Genomic DNA, 17,742 nt, shown 5'->3' with positions numbered 1-17,742 from the left:
CTTAACATAACCCATCCTCTTATGAATCTTACGATTACCGGTCTGAATAAAACGTATTCCAACGGTGTAAAAGCGCTGCAAGATGTGAGCCTGACCATTCCGCAAGGGATGTTTGGCCTGCTGGGACCGAATGGCGCGGGAAAATCGTCGCTGATGCGCACCATCGCGACCCTGCAGGAAGCCGACAGCGGCCAGATACTGCTCGAAGATACACCCCTGGGCACCATCGACGTAATTCGCCAGAAAGACTCCATTCGGCGCGTCTTGGGTTATTTACCGCAGGAATTCGGCGTTTATCCGAAGGTCTCGGCCGAAACCATGCTCGACCATATTGCCAGCCTGAAAGGAATCAACAACAGCCGCGAGCGAAAACTGATCGTGGAAGCCCTGCTCGAAAAAGTCAATCTGGCGCACGTCAAAAAGAAGAATTTGGGCACGTTTTCGGGCGGGATGAAACAGCGGTTTGGCATCGCCCAGGCGCTGATCGGCAGCCCCAGCCTAATTATTGTCGATGAACCCACCGCCGGTCTGGACCCCGCCGAGCGCAACCGGTTTCACAACCTGCTCTCGGAAATCGGCGAAAATACCGTCGTAATTCTCTCTACGCACATCGTCGAAGACGTTACCAACCTCTGCTCCGATATGGCCATCATTAGCCTCGGAAACGTCATCGCGCAGGGGCATCCCGCCGATCTGGTGGCGAGTATTCAGGGAAAAATCTGGCGCAAAATCATCGAAAAAGCGGAACTGGACACCTACCGCGCCAACCATCAGGTAATTTCGACACAGCTCAAAGGCGGAAAAACCCAGATTCATATTTACAGCGACAGCCCCCAACTCGGTTTTGACCCCGTCGAAGCCGACCTGGAAGACGTCTACTTCTCCAAAATCACGAGCCATCAAGAGTTAAGAGTTATGAGTTAAGAGTGACGAGTTATGCTCTGTCTACCCCGACTGAATGCGTCAGCCAACAACTCTTAACCCATAACTCTTAACTCCTACCTTCCTCATGTTTACCAAGATATTCCGTTTTGAACTGGCTTACCGCCTGAAACGTCCGGCTACCTATCTCTATGGTTTTCTGCTGTTTCTGTACACCTTTCTCATTCTGATTTACGGCAACGGACCGGCTTCCGAAAAGGCGAATGTCAACTCGCCGTACGCCATTTCCTACCTGCTGATACTGACGAGTATTTTTGCCACGATGCTGAGTTCGGCAGTCATGGGCGTACCGGTTTACCGCGACATTGAACACAATACCCGCGCCTATTTCTTCTCCTACCCCATCAGCGAACGCGGCTATCTGCTCGGTCGGTACCTGGGTTCGTTCATCATCCTGATCGGGATCATGGGTTGCACCTGCTTCGGTATTGCGCTCGGATCGCTGCTGGGACCGGTTTTGAATCTGGCCGACAACGTCGAACGCTACGGTCCCATCCGGCTGTGGGATTACGTGCAGCCGATGCTGGTGTTTGTCATTCCGACGGTTTTCTTCACCGGAAGCCTGTTTTTCAGTCTGGTTGCGTTAACGCGCAATGTGTTTGTGACGTATGCCGGGAGTTTGCTGCTGTTCATTGGTTATTTACTCGGCATCACGCTGGCGTCGGACCTGGAAAACAAGGACATCGTCGATCTGCTCGATCCATTTGCGCTCAACACCTTTACCAACGCGACCAAATATTGGACACCCGCCGAGCAGAACGAACTCCATGCCGCGCTGGAAGGCAACGTATTGCTGAACCGGCTTTTGTGGGGCGGCATCGGTTTGGCAACCTTGCTTTTCACGCTGTTTCGGTTTGATTTTCAGCGATTTCTGGCTGTTAAGTTGGGTAAAAAGTCGAAAGCCGAAGCCGTCGTTACAAATACAAAACCGCTCACGACCCTGCCTGTGGCCGAGAAAATCTACACCAGTGGCGCCTATTTCGGCCACCTGTTCCGGCTGACGAAACTGGAGTTCGGCAACATCATCAAAGACGTATATTTTCTGGTGATTCTGATGGGGGGCGTGTTGTTTCTGTTTCTGGATGGCTGGTTTGCCGACCAGATTATGGGCACCCGCTCGCTGCCGACGACCTATTACATGATTGAAGTCAAAGATTTCGATTACATTCTGTTCGTCTTTATTCTGATCATTTTCTATACCGGCGAGAGCGTTCACCGCGACAAAGCCGTGCATTTCGACAATATTTCCGATGCGTTGCCAATTCCGAACTGGGTCACCTACGGATCGAAGTTTCTGGCGCTGGCCGTGATCTGTTTTTTATTGGTTAATCTGGTGATTGTCAGCGGGGTATTAAACCAAACCGTCAAAGGGTATTTTGAATACGACTTCGGGCAATACTTCACGGATCTGTACCTGATCGAGTTTCCGGAGTACCTCCAACTGCTGATGCTGGCGTTTTTCGTCCACATCATGGTAAACAGCAAGTTTACGGGACACATCATTACGGTTGGAGTCTGGGTGGTGATGGTGGCCCTGCGGAACTTCGCCGAACTCGATTATAACCTGTTTTTCTACAGTTACACGCCCGGCTACCGGATTTCGGACATGAACGGTTTTGGCCATTTCCTGAAACCGCTGTTCTGGTTCAACCTCTACTGGCTGGCGTTCGGCTTTGCGCTGCTTGTCGTCGGCAATCTGTTCTGGAACCGGGGCAGCGAAAGCGACCTGAAAACCCGCTGGCGGCTGGCGAAACGGCGATTCAACAAACCATCAGCCACGGCCTTAGCGGTTTTTCTGCTCATCTGGGTCGGGTCGGGAGCATATATTTACTACAACGTCAGTGTGCTGAACAAGTACCTTACCGCCGACGAAACCCGGGAGTTACAGGCCGATTACGAAAAAAAATACAGCCGCTACGAGCGGGTTGCGCATCCGAAAATTACGGACCTCAAAGTCACGATTGACATTGTGCCGGAAGAACGAAAAGTGACCGCCAACGGCCGTTACACGCTGGTCAACAAAACCGCCCGCCCGCTGGATTCGCTCCATCTGCTGTTCAGCTCGCCGGAATACAATCACCCCAAAACCCAAAAGCTGCTGATCGATGGCCAGAACCCGCAAATTCTGCTCAAGGACACGGTTTTCCGGTATTACATTTACAAACTGCCCCGCACCCTCCAGCCCGGCGACACGGCCCGCCTGGAAATCACCATTGTCGCCCAACCGAAGGGTTTCACCAACGGCGGTTTGAACCGGGAGCTGGTGTATAACGGCACGTTTTTCGACACCGGCATTTTCCCGTCTTTTGGCTACAATCCCAATGGCGAACTGACGAGCGATAAATACCGCAAAAAATTCGGTTTACCCATCAAGCAATACCAGCAACCGCCCTACACCGACGCCTGGGGCCGGAGCAATTTTCTGTTTACGCAGGATGGCGACTGGATTACATTTGAAGGCACCGTTAGCACCGCGCCGGACCAGATTGCCATTATGCCGGGTTACCTGCAAAAGGAATGGACCGCCAACGGCCGCAAGTATTACCAGTACAAAATGGACGCCCCCATCGCCTATTTCATGAACGTCAGTTCGGCGCGGTATGCTGTTAAACGCGACGTCTGGAAAGCGCCCGACGGCAAAACCGTCAACATTGAAGTCTATCACCACCCGACGCACGGACGGAACATCGACCGGTACGTCAACTCCGTGAAGGCGTCAATGGATTATTACAACGCCAATTTCAGTCCGTACCAATTCCGGCAGATGCGGATCATGGAGTTCCCGCGATACGCCAGCTTTGCGCAGTCGTTCCCAAATACCGTGCCGTACGCCGAAAGTTTCGGCTGGGTGGGCGATTTCCGCGATCCCGACAAAACTGATTATGCCTATTACGTAACCGCTCACGAAGTCGCGCACCAGTGGTGGGGCCACCAGGTGATGCCGAGCAACACGCGCGGGGCCAACCAGATTTCGGAGTCGATGGCGGAGTATTCGTCGTTGATGGTGTTGAAAAAGACTTATGGCGACAACATCATGCAATCACGGCTCAAGTACAGCCTCGACCGGTATTTGCGCGGGCGCTCGTCGGAAGACAAATTCGAGGAAACGCTCCTCGACAACGACACGCGGGCGTATGTCTGGTACGATAAAGGCTCGGTCGTGTTGTTTGCCCTGCAGGATTACATCGGTGAAGAACGGCTCAATCGGGCTTTCAAAGCGTACATTCAGCGCGACGCGTTCCAGCAAAAAGCGCCGTTTACGACCAGCCGCGACTGGTACAGCTACATCAAATCGGCCACGCCGGATTCGTTACAGTATTTCCTGACCGACAATTTCGAGAAAATTACGCTTTACGAAAACCGCATTACGGAGGCCAAAGCCGAACCGTTAAAAAACGACCAGTACAAAGTGAAGATGACGGTGCAGACCAAGAAACTGTATTACGACAAGGCGGGGAAGGAAACCGGCGTGGGCAAGGCGAAGGACCTGATCGAAATCGGGATTTTTGCGGCCGATGCTAAAAACAAGAAAGGCATGACCGAAAAAGTGCCACTTTACCTCAAAAAGCAGTGGTTAGCGCCGGGTACGCACACGCTCGAATTCGTTGTGAAAGGCAAACCGGCCAAGGCGGGCATCGATCCGTACAACAAGCTGATCGACCGGGTGTCGGATGACAATGTAAAACCGGTAGAGTGAGATTTAAAAAGGGTTATTTCGCGGAGGTAAGCGGAGAAAATATAAACTCCGCTCAACTCCTTTTTTCTCTGCTGAACTCTGCGAAATAACTCTAAAAAGAAACCCCCAACTCCCGTCGGGGGTTTGAAAAACGGGAAAGCGCAGGTTTGTTACTGCTTTTCGTAAATAAACTGATACTTGAACGGTACGGCTTCGATCTTCTTGGTCGTCGGATTCTGTAGCGAATCGACCGCCGAAAACGCATCCGTCAGCAACAAATTCGGTTGACCGCTGGTATCCAGGTTTAGCGTTTCGCTATCCCCATCGTCGTATTTCAGATTCAATTTGGTACTTGCTACATCCCAGGTACCTTTATAGTCCGCAATTCGACCATTACTGGTACTTTTTCCGGCAAAAGACTTATCATTATTGATGGTCAACGAGTTTTTAATCCCGTAAGCATCAGGAGCTTCATCACCGTTCAACGACGTGTAAGGGGTGGCATAGCCGCTGAAACGAATCCGGCTTAACTCCCATTTTCCTACGACCGGATCGGGTGCCGGGTCGCTGCTCTTGTTACATGAGTTCAGGCCAGCCGCAAACACCACTACGCTAATTAAATAAAGTAAACGCTTCATAGATTGTCAGGTTTTTGTGAGGTAACTGTTTTAGTGTGATTGGATGAGATGACCGTTGTGAACGAAATCTACAAAAAAAATGCTCAGCTCGTAAATTTATTGCCTAAAAGCCGGATTTTTCTCTTTTACTGTACGTGCAAAACGGCAAAAATGTTGCGTCAATGCTTTCTTTTCCCAAATTTCTGATCGGCCAAACTTGGTTTTGGGTTCCAATTCTCACCGCAAACTCGGGCGCGGAATCACCGGCAAACTCTCGTTTTCATCTTCACTAACGGCCTGAACCGCAAAAAAATAATGGTCTTTTGAATACGGCAGCGTCAGGCCCACTTTGTCCGTAAAAAATTTCTTTTGCCAGAACGGCCAGTACGTTTCCCGCATCAGCACATAATACCCTTTAATTTTCCGTCCGGCCGATCCCCCGGCCTTCGGCGCCTGCCAGAACAAACTGGTGGAATTGGTCAGATTCCGCGCTTCGACCGTCACGTTCTGCGGCATTGATGGGGCTTTCGCCAGATTTGCCAACACCGCCAGATTCATGGCGGTATTTTTCCGGAGGTAATCAAAGTCCATGAACTTCACGTAGTCGCCATATTCCACGCCGTCCTGCGTCCGCAAATCCTGGTGCTGGTGGGCAAAATTTTCGTTCATCTCCGTAATCCGCACCGCCGGAAAACCGCGCGTCACGAACGGCGTATGATCGCCCCCGCGCAAAAACCGGTCATTCCGGTACACCATCACCACTTCCAGTTGATCGACATACCGCTCCCCGACTTCTTTGGTATACCGCGCCAGTTGCCGGGATTTTCCGTCGTTCTCCAAACCGTATTGCCGGATGTTGGCTGCCAGTGAATCGGTTTGGTAGCCGGGCAACCCCTCGCTAAACACCCGCACCCGCGTGTTGTCGGTAACTCGCGTATCGGGGCTATTGTTTGAACCCATAATGTCGTTGTTCAGCAGGGCTTCCAGGTTCCACTTTTCGTCTTTGGCCCGCTGCGCCAGGTGATTGGCTCCCAGCAAACCCTGCTCCTCCCCACAAACCGTCACGAAAACAATGGTAGCCGGAAACGGGACCTTGCTCATCACGCGGCACAGTTCAATCACGGCGGCCGTCCCCGAACCGTCGTCGTTGGCGCCCGGCGCATCGGCCGTGCGGTTCATGACGTCGGTCACGCGGCTGTCGATGTGGCCGCTCACCAGAAAAATCCGGTCGTCGTTGGGGTCGGTGCCTTTGAGCGTCGCCATTACGTTGCCCATTTGCGTCGGCACATCGACGCGTTTGCCGTCGGGTTGCAGCGTCCAGGTGTCGATTTGCGCGGTCAGCCGCCCGCCCGATTGTTTGGCGTACTGCTGAAACCGGCTCAAAACCCACTGCCGGGCCGCGCTCAACCCGCGCTGGGGCGCCACGCTGCTCATGGTGTGCCGCGTTCCGAAACTGACGAGTCTGGTGACGTGCGCCCGCAGGCTATCGGCCGATATTTCGCTGACCATCCGGGCAATAACCGGATCGCGATTGACTGTGGTTTGGGCCTGCATACCCAGTGAAAAGAGGAGAAGTGCAATCGAATACAGAACGAATTTCATTCGGTAAGTTGATGAGTTAAGTTAATGGGACTGCTGACGAAGATCCAGCGTCGTATCGGTTTTACTGCGTCGGGTCGGGCGCTGCGTCGAACTTTTGGTAAACCTCGGGATCGGCTTCGGGCGCACAACGGCGCGGTGTTGTTCATTCAGCCAGGAAGCCACCAGAGCGCCAGCCAGTAAAACCGATGCTCCGAGCGACCAGAAGGCAATCCGGCGCGTAGGCAACAGGAGTTCCGGTTGGTAGAACTCACGGGTTTCGTCTTCGGAAAACAATTCCCGAAAATTCAGATTGGTGGCCTCCTCTTCTGACTCGTGCTCTTTCATAATCGTTGGACTAAACTTACGCCAAAGGCGGTTTGAGTGGTTCCCGGAAGCGGTTGTATCGAAAACCCGAAGCGCGCGTTTGCCAGAGATCGGTTATATTCCGTAACGGCTTTTCGGACTTTCGAGTTACCGATGAGTGATAGCCCTAAGGTAGCCCCAATGGAGCCAAAATATACAGTCCAATATTCGCCGGAACGCGTGTAGGTACCCCGGTTTCGGGTCAGAACGTAGATCAAAGGCACCGCGGCAACCACCTGTCCGATCACCACAAATGTGCGATACGTCCGAAAATGGCGGTTTACGATCGGATCATTTAATTCATTAAACGGAATTTCCAGCGAATTCGGTGACCGCAGCCGTTTTCCGCCGTAATAATACGAGCCAAACGACCGCTCGATTGGTTTCAAATGAGCCGGAACCGCAGGACCGGGACGGTAAAAGGTAGAATCAGCAGGGCGCTGCGCCAAAGCCGTTCCCAAAACACTCAGAAAAAACAGAATTAAATGAACAGATCGCATAGGAATGTACGCACGATTTTGGTATTCTACCCGATAATAAGGAAAAACGGGAGAACTATTCTCCTATTACCAAAAAAATTCAATAACCCGGAATTATTTAGCAACAGGATTTGTACTGTAACAAATAACATTACAGAATGAACAACAGCCGGTTTTCAATCGCCATCCATATTTTGACGCTGCTGGCCAAAGCCGGTGGCGAATGGGTACCGTCAGATTTCCTGGCCGGCAGTGTCAACATCAACCCGGTTTTGATCCGGAAGGAAGTCAGTAATTTACGAAAAAAAGGTCTGATAATCAGCAAGGAAGGAAAGAACGGCGGAAGTCGCCTGGCCAAACCGGCGGAGAAAATCCTGCTGTCGGAAGTATACCAGGCCGTGCGGCAATCGGCTTTACTCGGGCAAACCCGCAACAGTCCGAATCCCGATTGTCTGGTCGGACGCCAGATCAATAACCACCTCGATGTTCTTTTTCAGGATGCCGAGAAAGCCCTGATCGGTCAATTGAACCAAAAGACGCTGGCGGAGTTCAGCAACCAGTTTCATTAATTTTTTTTACCTAAAACTGTAATAAAATAACTTACAGTTTTAATTAATTTCACGATAAAACACAAAAACAAAACCATGAAAATTGCACTGATTGGAGCCACAGGATACGTAGGTTCGCACTTGCTGAAAGAAGCTTTACTCCGTGGCCATGAAGTAACGGCAATTGCCCGGAATCCGGAAAAAGTAACAGTTGAAAACCCGCACCTGACACTCGTCCAGGGCGATGTGCTGAACGCGGACGAAGTGGCAAAACTGGTAGCCGGTCACGATGCCGTTTTGAGTGCTTACAACGGCGGCTGGACCAATCCCAATATTTACAACGACCACCTGGCGGGTTCGCTGGCCATTCAGGAGGGCGTGAAAAAAGCCGGTATCAAACGCTTGCTGGTGATTGGTGGGGCCGGAAGTCTGGAAGCTGCGCCGGGCCTTCAACTGGTTGATACGCCCCAGTTTCCGGTCGAGTGGAAAGCGGGAGCCCTGAGCGCCCGTGATTACCTGAACATTCTGCAAAAAGAGGGAGATCTGGACTGGACGTTTTTAAGCCCGGCCATTCTGCTGGAACCCGGCGAACGGACCGGTGAATTCCGCAAAGGGTTGAATCAACCGGTTTTTGACGAAAATGGCGTCAGTAAAGTGTCGGTCGAAGACCTGTCGGTCGCCGTGCTCGACGAGTTGGAAAAACCGCAACACATCCGCCAGCGGTTTACAATCGGGTATTGAGTTTGAATGAGTGAGTTTTTCGTTGCCCGGAGGCAATTCGGGCAACGAAAACCGGCTCAGAAAACGTTCTTAAATCTGATTTCCATCGAATACGCTGGCGATTCTTCCCACGCATCAGAAAACCGCAATCGGCAATGACAGGTAGAAGCTGGTTCCGATGCCCTGTTCACTTTCAAACCAGAGTTTTCCGTTCTGCTCTTCCGCGTATTCCTGGCAAAGAAAAAGGCCGAGACCAACCCCTTTTTCGTTGTCCGTACCGTACGTGGATCGTGATTTTAAAGAGAAAATATACGATTTATCCTCATCGCTGATTCCGTCTCCGTTGTCTTTTATCACGATCTGTACATCAGTTTTAAACAGAACGGTTTCTACGCGGATCGATCCGCCCAATGGGGTAAATTTTATCGCATTTCCCAGCAGATTGCGCACAATCAATTCCAGCATATTACTGTCGGCTAAAACGCATAACGACTCATCAATTGAGTGCGTTAGCTGGATACTTTTCTTAACGGCCAGTGGCTTATAAATTTCCAGAACGGGTTTAAGAATGGAGGAGACACTGACGCTGGAAAGAATCGCTTTCTTGCCAACCATCTGGCTCGTTGACCAGGCCAATAAATTATTCAGCATCTCCTGCGTATTGCCCACGACAAACAGCAGTTCGGACTCGATTTTCTTTTTTTGCAAATCATCCCCGTCGGTCTCGCCCAGAATCTGGAGGTAATGCTGAACGGAAGCCAGGGGCGAACGTAAATCATGCGAAATAATGGAAAATAACTTGTTTTTCTCCGCATTGAGCTGTTCCAGCACGACGGACTTTTCTTCCACCAACTGCTGCTCGGCCTTATAGGCTTTCCTGAAAAAATACGCTGCCAGGTAGATTAAGATAATGCCGACCAAGTACGTTGATGCCACATCAGTAATCTGATTGGAACGGCTTGAATAATTCCCAACAACACTTTCCGGATAATTATATTCAATGATCAGCACACTAAATACGACGACCAGATTTAGCATAAACCAGAACAATTGCTGCCGTCTGGGAGAGGTAATGGATAACAGCGAATAAATCAGGATAAATAGAAGAAGGGAAGATCCAATAACTCCGGCGTTAAAGAAATAATTAATCCCTAACAGGATATTAATTAAAATCCCGCCAGCGGTGATGCTGATATAAAATTTGTTTCTGATTCGGGATAAATAATACAGAAATAGAAAGACGAAACAGAGAATGATTGAAATGACAGAGGCCTCCGTCAATCCGATGTAGTAATTAAACGGAATGTTATAAAACATTGCCGCTATTCCCACCACACAAATAGAATTGAATATCCGGCTTTCGACTGTAGCTTCTCCCGGTTTGCCAACCAGCGAGGAAAAAACGTTTCGTAAATTGGGAAGGAGTAAAGTTTTTTTCAAGGCGTTTCCGATGTAACCAAACATAAAAATAGGTGATTAAAATCTAAGTTTAATCACCTACTTTCAGGAAAGTATACAATTATATTGTTATTTAACGACTTTCATAACACCCTGCATGAGAGAGGAATGCCCCGGAAATGTGCAGACAAACTGATAATCCCCCGGGGTCGCTGGTGCCACGAAGTAAAGCGATTCAGAGCTTTCGGGCTGAAGCAGATTGGTGTGAAACAACACGTTCGGGGTAACCGGCACGTATTGCATTTTGGAGCCGTTCAGGTTCAGCCGCAATGCCGCATCGCCGACCGCATTGGCCGTTGCGGGCTTCACGATCACGCAATTGTGCAGCATATCGTCATTGTTGTTGAACACCCAGCGAATGCGGCTACCGGCTTTTACTTCCACCTGTGTTTTGTCAAATTTCAGACCCGGCACGGTACCAATCGTGATAACCTGGTCGGGGCCGTTGGTCCAGTCGGCGGGCTGCTCGGTCACCCGTTTTGCTCCCGCGGCCGATTTTCCTTTTGCGCCCGAAACCGGCGGTTCCGTTTTCGTGGAAGCCATTGCCATGTCGCCGTGGTTGTGTTTAACGGGGGCCGCAATGGTCAGTTTCGTACCCGGAGCAATGTGGTTAAGCGTGTAGTAACCGGTATTATGCAGCAACGACAGGCCAGCCGCCGACTTCAGTCCCTCGGCTTTGACCTCGTGAACATACCCTTCACGCAAAACCGTATCGGCCACAATCCGCACTTTTAAGCCATTATCCGAAACCACAACGCCCCGAATGGGCACGGGGCGCGCATCTTCGACGGGGCTGCCGTAAATCCGGTGGTATTTATAGGTGAAACTGTTCAGGCTGTAGGACGCCAGATCGCTGGCGGTTTTCTTGTCAACGGGGAGCGTAAATTCCACTTCAAACCCGTCGGGCATCGAGCGAATCGCTTTCATTTCAAAGGGCGTCTGTCCCGTCCAGACCAGCCGTTGCACTCCGAACGGATCTTTGCCGGTGGCCGCCCAGCCGCGACTTGTCTGCCCGACAAACATGGAGCCATCGAGGCCCCAGGCCATCCGCAGAATGCCGGACTGAAAACCCGAACGGAACGGGAAGCAGGCACCCTGGTATTCACCGTCGACTTTCTCCAGAAAAACCCGCATCACTTTGCTATGTCCCTGATCACCAACAAACAACTGCCCGTCGAAGGGGCCAAACCGGTTTGCCGTGGTGTCTTCCAGAATATCAGAGGTCGAAATTCCCATCAGGGTATGCGGGAACCAGATAGCTGGCACTTTCAACCCTTTAACCGTTTTGGCTACTTCGTGCATCGGTTTGCCGGTGCTTGGCACATCTTCCGGTTTCAGTTTTATGGGCGAACCCGGCTCCGACGACCACCGCAAACCGGCGGGGTTACCGGCAAAATCGCCCAGTTCGAGGTGCGTCATCCGGCCCGAACCAACCCAGTCGCCCTGGTTTTCGGTGTAAAAAATGCTGCCATCGCGCAATTGCCGGAAACTGGATGGCGAGCGCAACCCCGTTGCGTAGGGTTTCAGCTCTCCTTTTTCGTTTACTTTCAGCATCCAGCCCCGCCATTTGGCTAAACTCGCACCGTAGCCAATCCAGTCGAGATTGAGCGTAATCATCATATCGCCGTCGGGCAGAAAGAGCGGACCGTACGAATATTCGTGGTAATTACCGGACAGTGGCCATTTCACAATGGACTGGTATTCGTTGGCTTCATCATCGCCGTCGGTGTCGATCATCTTCGTCAGCTCACCGCGTTGGGTTGCGTAAAGAGCGCCTTTATGGTAAGCCAATCCGAGCGGTTCGTGCAAGCCGTATGCAAACCGCTTGAACTGCGGCTGACGGCTCCCTTTCATGTACGGATTGCTGATAAGCCAAACCTCGCCCCGGCGGGTCGAAACGCCCAGCCGACCATCGGGCAGGACGGCCATCCCTCCCACTTCGAGTTGAACGGCCTCCGGCATGGGAATAGTAATGAGTCGGTAATAATCGTCTTCCGTCAAAGGCCGCTGCGCCAGAGCGAGTGACGACAGGAAGAGCGGGAAAAGGAGAAATGAGAGTCTGTTTTTCATGAGTTTTATAACTAGGCAATTCGGGAGCCGTTTTCGGTTTTACGTTCGGTTTGCAGCAAAGTCACTTCACCATCGTGGCCGATTGCCCCCAGAACCAGGCATTCGCTTTGGAATGTGGCAATCTGTTTGGGTGGAAAGTTCACAACGGCAACTACCTGCATTCCAAGGAGATCGTCCGGTTGATACAGCCGGGTCAACTGTGCAGACGAGCGTTTAACGCCGTTTGATCCAAAATCGATCGTGAGTTTGTAAGCGGTTTACGGGCCTCCGGAAAAGCGTCAACGGCGATGATGGTGCCGGTTCGGATCTCCACTTTTTCGAAGTCGGCCCAGGTAATGCGGTTTTCCATTTACACTACCACAAAAGTGAATATTGAACCGTCGCAGAACCACCTTTCACCCCGACCGGCATCAGCAGTTCCTGCCGCCCGAAGCTGGTGCGCACCGTCGGTTTTAGTTTCGAATCGAGTCGGACAAAATACTTCCCGTCGATGGCGTACAGCCCTTTGGCAACTTCCTCCAGGGTCGAACCAACCGCCAGCCGACAATACAGCGTCTCGTTATCCGGTCCCTTTACCGTCAGGGTGCGCGTAATGGATTTGCCGTCGCCATCGGGCAAAACCGCATCGGTTATGTCCAGATCGCGGAGCTGAAAATGTGTGATCGGATAACCCTGTTTATCCATCGACAGCCCCTTGTATTTGAAATCATTATCAGACAGACTATCGGGCCAGTACTGGCTGGAATTGGCCATCAGCGCCAGCGGATTCTGGGCCGACAACACCGCTACGGTACCCAGCGGTTTCAACAATTGCGGTTCCCCGCGCTCGTACCACATATCGGTTACATCGGCAAATTGGCCGCGCCAGACCTGCAACAGCGCTCCCTGATTCAGATCGACGGTGTAGTTCAATCCCGACGGGCTGCCGACCGAAAGGCAATGCGTTTTCTTTTTCGCACCAAAATTAACAAACGAACGGATCACCGCCGGTTTGGCCCCCGCTTCGACGGCAATCTCGCCAACAGGATCGGGTTCGGGAAGCGACGCGCGCGGGTGCAACGCCTGAAACTTGGTATCGGGCGCGGAAATAAAGAATCCCAGACCCGGCCGGGGCCACGACCGGCCAAAAAAGAGCGTAAAAGGATGTTTTCCCGCCGTCAGGTTGACTTTCGCCGTGTTCATATAGCCCAGATCGAGCCGTTTGTTCGCAATAATCTCCTTGCCGTCGACCTGGAGCGAGGCAAAACCGCCCTGCTGCAGCGCAATGGTATACGGACCGGTTTTATCAACCACCAGATCGCCCGTATAAACAATGCCGTGCCAGCGCGGTTGTCCGAATGCCACTTCGTAGGTTAAGGCCGAAACCGTATCTTCCTTCACCAGCCGCAGGTTGGGCAGCTCCGCCGGGGAGGTGGTTTCCGTTCTGTTTTCGTATAGTTTGTAGCGAATGTTCGCCAGCTTCGCCACCGGTCGATCCGTAATCAACTGATAACCAATATTCCGGATCGCCACCGTACCGGTTTTTACAGTCAGCACGACCGTGCCGCCGGTTCCGCCGGTCGTTTTCGGCAATACCAGGCTTTCCTGAATCAGCGTTCCGTTGAGCGTCATTTTTTCCAGCGTGGCCGGGCCTTTGCCCCCGCCCTGAATCTGCACTTCCAGTTGTTGCCACAAGCCAGGCGCTTTGCCGGCATTTTGCAGCGGCAGCAAAGCCGTGCTGCCCTCGATCGCGCCCGAAGTAGCGGTATTTACGTCCGGTTTTCCCCAGGTATCGGCCAGCCGGATGCCGGTAGAACCAAACGAAAGGGTGGCTTCCGCACCCGGCGAAAGCAGCACGTCCATGACCAGCCGGACGTCGCTGGCGTTGGTCAGTAGGGTTAGCGGCTGACCGGCGGTTCCGACCAGAATGCCCGATCCGGTTTTTGTTTTCACATCGGACTTGAAGGGATTCACCAGAATTGAGGCCGCCGGTTTCCAGTTGGCAGGCGGTGAAGGAACCCGATCGGTGGGTAAAGGCGTCAGGGATTCGTCAACAGATTGGGCCCAAACCGGTAGTGCACCCGCCAGCAAAAGCAGGGCGGCTCCCCGGCCGAACCATCGTAGAATGGAATTCATCGAATAGGTAAAGTTTCAGTGTTTAAAGCAATTAGTTGCAAGTCTGACCGAATGACTGCTTACTTTGCAAAAGGGAAAATACCATCTTTTTTTACCCAAACCAAACCCGAACTTTTCAGGGCATGGCGGGTTACGTGTACAAAAATAGTTCATTCCGGTTTTTAATTCAGTAATTCGTTCGGCAGACCTTAAATCCCTTTCTCCAATGAAAAAGTTGACTTCTTTAAAGACCCGAAATTACATGGTAGCCGAACTGGCAGTGGTTCTTCTGCTGTGGGCTTTTTCGAGCATGACCGGCCGGTTTTCGTCCGGAACCGCCGTTCTTCCTGCGCCCGACCCCGACAACGGCGGTTTAAAACTGATGAGCGGTTTTGGGGCGCTGACGGTCGCCGACGATCTGGGATCGGCCCGGCACATCACCGTCGATGCCAAAGGAACCATTTTTGTGAAATTGAACAAGCTGAAAGACGGCAAGGGAATCGTTGAATTGCAGGACACGAACGGCGATGGCAAAGCCGACAAAACCGTCGCGTTCGGGAATTACGCCGGAACCGGGATGGCGATCTACAACGGCTATCTGTACGCATCGTCGGACACCTCGGTGTATCGCTACAAACTGAACAATGGCCTCGTCGATCCCGACAGCAAACCGGAGCCGATTGTTGTGGGACTCACGCTGCAACGCCAGCATGCGTCGAAACCGCTGGCGTTTTCGCCCGCCGGAAAAATGTACGTTACCTTTGGTGCGCCATCGAATGCCTGTCAGGAAAAAGACCGGACACCGGGCTCGAAAGGCCAGGACCCCTGCCCGATTCTGGAAAATTATGGCGGCATCTGGGAATTTGACGCCAACAAACTGAACCAGAAGCAAAGCGACGGAACCCGCTACGCCACCGGCATTCGCAACGCCGTCGCCATCGACTGGAACACGGCTTCAAACTCGCTCTACGCGCTCCAGCACGGGCGCGACAACCTTAATAATTGGGGCGGAAAATTCACCAACGAAGTCAGCGCGGAGCTGCCGTCGGAAGAATTTATGATGATTCGGAAAGGGGCGGATTTTGGCTGGCCGTATTGCTACAACGATCACGAGCAGAACAAAAAAATGCTGGCACCCGAATACGGCGGTGATGGCAAAATCCAGGACCGCTGTGCGGGAAAAGACAAGCCGATTATGGCTTTTCCCGGCCACTGGGCGCCGAACGACGTGCTGTTTTATACCGGAAACCTCTTTCCGGCCAAATACAAAAACGGGGCTTTCATCTGTTTCCACGGTTCCTGGAATCGCGCGCCGTTGAAACAGGGCGGTTATTTTGTGGCTTTCGTGCCGTTTGGCAAGGACGGAAAACCGTCGGGCAAGTATGAAGTATTTGCCGAGAATTTTGCGGGTGTGGCCGAACAGGGCCAGCCCGGCACGGACGTCAATGCAGGCAAACTCGATCTGGCCAGCCCCGGCGACGCCAAACATCGTCCGATGGGTCTGGCGCAGGGTCCTGACGGCTCGCTCTACATCACGGATTCGGTGAAAGGCAAAGTCTGGCGGGTGCTGTATACGGCGAAGAAATAACGAAAACCGGTGCTAATTTTCAGCCAACTGCCACGGCCCGGATGCCAATCCGCCCTGAGCCGTGGCAGTTTTGGTGTTTAAAAACCGCCGGGAAATTTATATGTTTGAGTCGTTAACCTCAGGAGTATGGATCAGGAAATTCGCTGGCAACAGCGTTTTGTTAACTTCAGGAAAGCACTTACCCAACTCAACAAATTCATCCGGAAAGATGAATTGAACGAACTGGAGGAACAGGGGTTGATCAAAGCATTTGAGTACACGTATGAATTAGCCTGGAAGACATTACAGGACTTTTTGCGGGATAAAGGTTATGGTGACATTGCTGGCCCAAAACCGGTCATTGAACAGGCGTTTCAGGACGGTTACATCGATGGATTTGCCTGGGTCCGGATGCATAAAAGTCGTAATTTAACCAGTCATACCTACAATGAAGAAACAGCGGACGAAATCGCGGTTGGAATCAAGAATGAATACGCGGCCTTATTAAACGCGCTGGCTCGTTTTTTAGAAGAGCAACAGGGTCAATCCGATTCTATTTTTAATCAGTGATACCGATGCCATTTGGATTGAACGAGAGCCAGTTGAACGCCATTACGGATCTATTGTCCCGCAACGGCCGTATTGAAGAGGCTGTTGTGTTCGGTTCAAGAGCCAAAGGCACGCATCGACCCGGTTCAGACATGGACATTGCGCTGAAAGGCAGCGGTTTAAATTTAGATGACGTACTGAATCTATCGATTGCGCTGGACGAATTGTGGCTTCCAATCCGTTTCGACCTGGTGATTTATAACCGCATCACCGAACCGGCCCTGCGGGATCATATTGATCGAATCGGCAAAGTGCTGTGGCCCAAACCGGCGTCCGTATAACCTTCGCTTTGATAGTTCAGACAGAAGCGAAAACCGTATTTTGTACGGTTTTCAAAGACTGCCCAAAAGAGATGCTGTAGAAAACCGCCCTTGTTCCACTACTGCGGACGTTTGAACAGACCAACGTACGCGGCTTTTCCCAGGACGTGACCTTCCATTGCTTTTAAGATTTTGACCCGAATGGCCGATCCTTCGCCATCCGCTCCGGGCATTATATCGAGTTTGGTATCCAGCGCAAACAGTTCAAAAACGTAATGATGCAGCGGCCCTGAAGCGGCAGCACCCGGCCCCCGGTACGAGGGCGTGAAGACATTGACCTGGAAACTGCCGTCGGAGAGTTTGGCACCGGCCGGGATTCCTTCGGGCAGGCTGGTGAGCGTTCCCGGAATGTTCCAGACCAGCCAGTGGAGATTGTCATCGGCGGTTTTATTGCGGGCCACGTCGACATCGTGCATGTGAAGTACAAAGCTCTGCGTTCCGGCGGGGACGTTCGTCCAACTCAGTTCCGGCGACGTTCCGCCCCCCGGTGCCGCTCCCGGAGCCGCCTGCGTAAACTTGATCGGGATAATCCCGCCATCCGCAAAAGCCGTGGTCGTCAGCCGCATCGGCGGAGCGGCTGGCGTGGTGGCCGGAGCCGGTTGCTGGGCAAAAGCCGCTGAAAGGGTGCTGATCAAAAGCGCGAAGGCGAGGGTAACTTTTTTCATTTGATGGCTCCGTTTGATGTATATTTTGGCAAT

Annotated in this window: 15 protein-coding genes and 1 pseudogene; 7 read left to right on the top strand and 9 right to left on the bottom strand. The window is 52.1% G+C overall.

Annotated elements, in window-relative coordinates; genetic code table 11:
- Positions 1-21: 21 nt before the first annotated feature.
- Positions 22-924 carry an ABC transporter ATP-binding protein gene (locus tag GJJ30_RS26605; RefSeq protein ID WP_154178197.1) on the top strand — a complete coding sequence of 301 codons (903 nt, stop codon included), beginning with the start codon at positions 22-24 and terminating at the stop codon, positions 922-924.
- A gap of 85 nt (positions 925-1,009) precedes the next feature.
- Positions 1,010-4,639, top strand: coding sequence for an ABC transporter permease/M1 family aminopeptidase (locus GJJ30_RS26600; protein WP_154178196.1), 3,630 nt, complete (start codon positions 1,010-1,012; stop codon positions 4,637-4,639).
- A gap of 149 nt (positions 4,640-4,788) precedes the next feature.
- On the opposite strand, the gene GJJ30_RS26595 is transcribed toward GJJ30_RS26600, so the two are convergent.
- The 4 genes from GJJ30_RS26595 to GJJ30_RS26580 all read right to left on the bottom strand — a co-directional run bounded on the left by GJJ30_RS26595 (position 4,789) and on the right by GJJ30_RS26580 (position 7,679).
- Positions 4,789-5,256 carry a lipocalin family protein gene (locus tag GJJ30_RS26595; RefSeq protein WP_154178195.1) on the bottom strand — a complete coding sequence of 156 codons (468 nt, stop codon included), beginning with the start codon at positions 5,254-5,256 and terminating at the stop codon, positions 4,789-4,791.
- A 216-nt stretch (positions 5,257-5,472) separates the two neighbouring features.
- Positions 5,473-6,837 (bottom strand): M28 family metallopeptidase, encoded by a 1,365-nt coding sequence (locus GJJ30_RS26590; RefSeq protein ID WP_154178194.1) that lies wholly within the window; start codon positions 6,835-6,837, stop codon positions 5,473-5,475.
- A gap of 21 nt (positions 6,838-6,858) precedes the next feature.
- Positions 6,859-7,161 (bottom strand): hypothetical protein, encoded by a 303-nt coding sequence (locus tag GJJ30_RS26585; RefSeq protein ID WP_154178193.1) that lies wholly within the window; start codon positions 7,159-7,161, stop codon positions 6,859-6,861.
- Positions 7,158-7,679, bottom strand: a complete 522-nt coding sequence (locus GJJ30_RS26580) for a hypothetical protein (RefSeq protein ID WP_154178192.1) — start codon at positions 7,677-7,679, stop codon at positions 7,158-7,160. Before GJJ30_RS26580 ends, GJJ30_RS26585 begins: the two co-directional genes overlap by 4 nt.
- Before the next feature lie 137 nt (positions 7,680-7,816).
- On the opposite strand from GJJ30_RS26580, the gene GJJ30_RS26575 reads away from it, so the two are divergent.
- Together GJJ30_RS26575 and GJJ30_RS26570 are read left to right on the top strand one after the other, a co-directional pair.
- Complete coding sequence (locus GJJ30_RS26575) at positions 7,817-8,227, top strand: Rrf2 family transcriptional regulator (protein ID WP_154178191.1); 411 nt, start codon at positions 7,817-7,819, stop codon at positions 8,225-8,227.
- Positions 8,228-8,302: 75 nt separating this feature from the next.
- Positions 8,303-8,947, top strand: coding sequence for an NAD(P)-dependent oxidoreductase (locus GJJ30_RS26570; RefSeq protein WP_154178190.1), 645 nt, complete (start codon positions 8,303-8,305; stop codon positions 8,945-8,947).
- 114 nt (positions 8,948-9,061) lie between these two features.
- Here the strand turns inward: GJJ30_RS26570 and GJJ30_RS32620 are convergent, their stop codons facing one another.
- From GJJ30_RS32620 to GJJ30_RS26550, 4 genes and pseudogenes are all read right to left on the bottom strand, one after another.
- Complete coding sequence (locus GJJ30_RS32620) at positions 9,062-9,862, bottom strand: sensor histidine kinase (RefSeq protein WP_205880621.1); 801 nt, start codon at positions 9,860-9,862, stop codon at positions 9,062-9,064.
- A 591-nt stretch (positions 9,863-10,453) separates the two neighbouring features.
- Positions 10,454-12,454, bottom strand: a complete 2,001-nt coding sequence (locus tag GJJ30_RS26560; RefSeq protein ID WP_154178188.1) for a plastocyanin/azurin family copper-binding protein — start codon at positions 12,452-12,454, stop codon at positions 10,454-10,456.
- Between the two features lie 11 nt (positions 12,455-12,465).
- Positions 12,466-12,803, bottom strand: a pseudogene (locus GJJ30_RS26555) (tRNA-binding protein).
- 5 nt (positions 12,804-12,808) lie between these two features.
- The gene (locus tag GJJ30_RS26550) at positions 12,809-14,569 is read right to left on the bottom strand and encodes a PA14 domain-containing protein (RefSeq protein ID WP_154178187.1); all 1,761 of its coding nucleotides are present in this window, start codon (positions 14,567-14,569) and stop codon (positions 12,809-12,811) included.
- A 289-nt stretch (positions 14,570-14,858) separates the two neighbouring features.
- Between GJJ30_RS26550 and GJJ30_RS26545 the strand changes: the two genes are divergently transcribed.
- The 3 genes from GJJ30_RS26545 to GJJ30_RS26535 all read left to right on the top strand — a co-directional run bounded on the left by GJJ30_RS26545 (position 14,859) and on the right by GJJ30_RS26535 (position 17,005).
- The gene (locus GJJ30_RS26545) at positions 14,859-16,136 is read left to right on the top strand and encodes a PQQ-dependent sugar dehydrogenase (protein WP_229313532.1); all 1,278 of its coding nucleotides are present in this window, start codon (positions 14,859-14,861) and stop codon (positions 16,134-16,136) included.
- Between the two features lie 126 nt (positions 16,137-16,262).
- Complete coding sequence (locus GJJ30_RS26540; protein ID WP_154178185.1) at positions 16,263-16,685, top strand: nucleotidyltransferase substrate binding protein; 423 nt, start codon at positions 16,263-16,265, stop codon at positions 16,683-16,685.
- Between the two features lie 5 nt (positions 16,686-16,690).
- Positions 16,691-17,005 carry a nucleotidyltransferase domain-containing protein gene (locus tag GJJ30_RS26535; RefSeq protein ID WP_154178184.1) on the top strand — a complete coding sequence of 105 codons (315 nt, stop codon included), beginning with the start codon at positions 16,691-16,693 and terminating at the stop codon, positions 17,003-17,005.
- Between the two features lie 98 nt (positions 17,006-17,103).
- Here the strand turns inward: GJJ30_RS26535 and GJJ30_RS26530 are convergent, their stop codons facing one another.
- On the bottom strand, positions 17,104-17,709 hold the full coding sequence (locus GJJ30_RS26530; RefSeq protein ID WP_154178183.1) for a YbhB/YbcL family Raf kinase inhibitor-like protein: 606 nt from the start codon (positions 17,707-17,709) through the stop codon (positions 17,104-17,106).
- Positions 17,710-17,742 lie beyond the last annotated feature (33 nt).

The sequence above is a fragment of the Larkinella terrae genome (assembly GCF_009668025.1).
Taxonomy (GTDB): Bacteria; Bacteroidota; Bacteroidia; order Cytophagales; family Spirosomataceae; genus Larkinella; species Larkinella terrae.
Note: the sequence above shows the minus strand (reverse complement) of the source record. Positions and strands in the feature narration are given on the sequence as shown.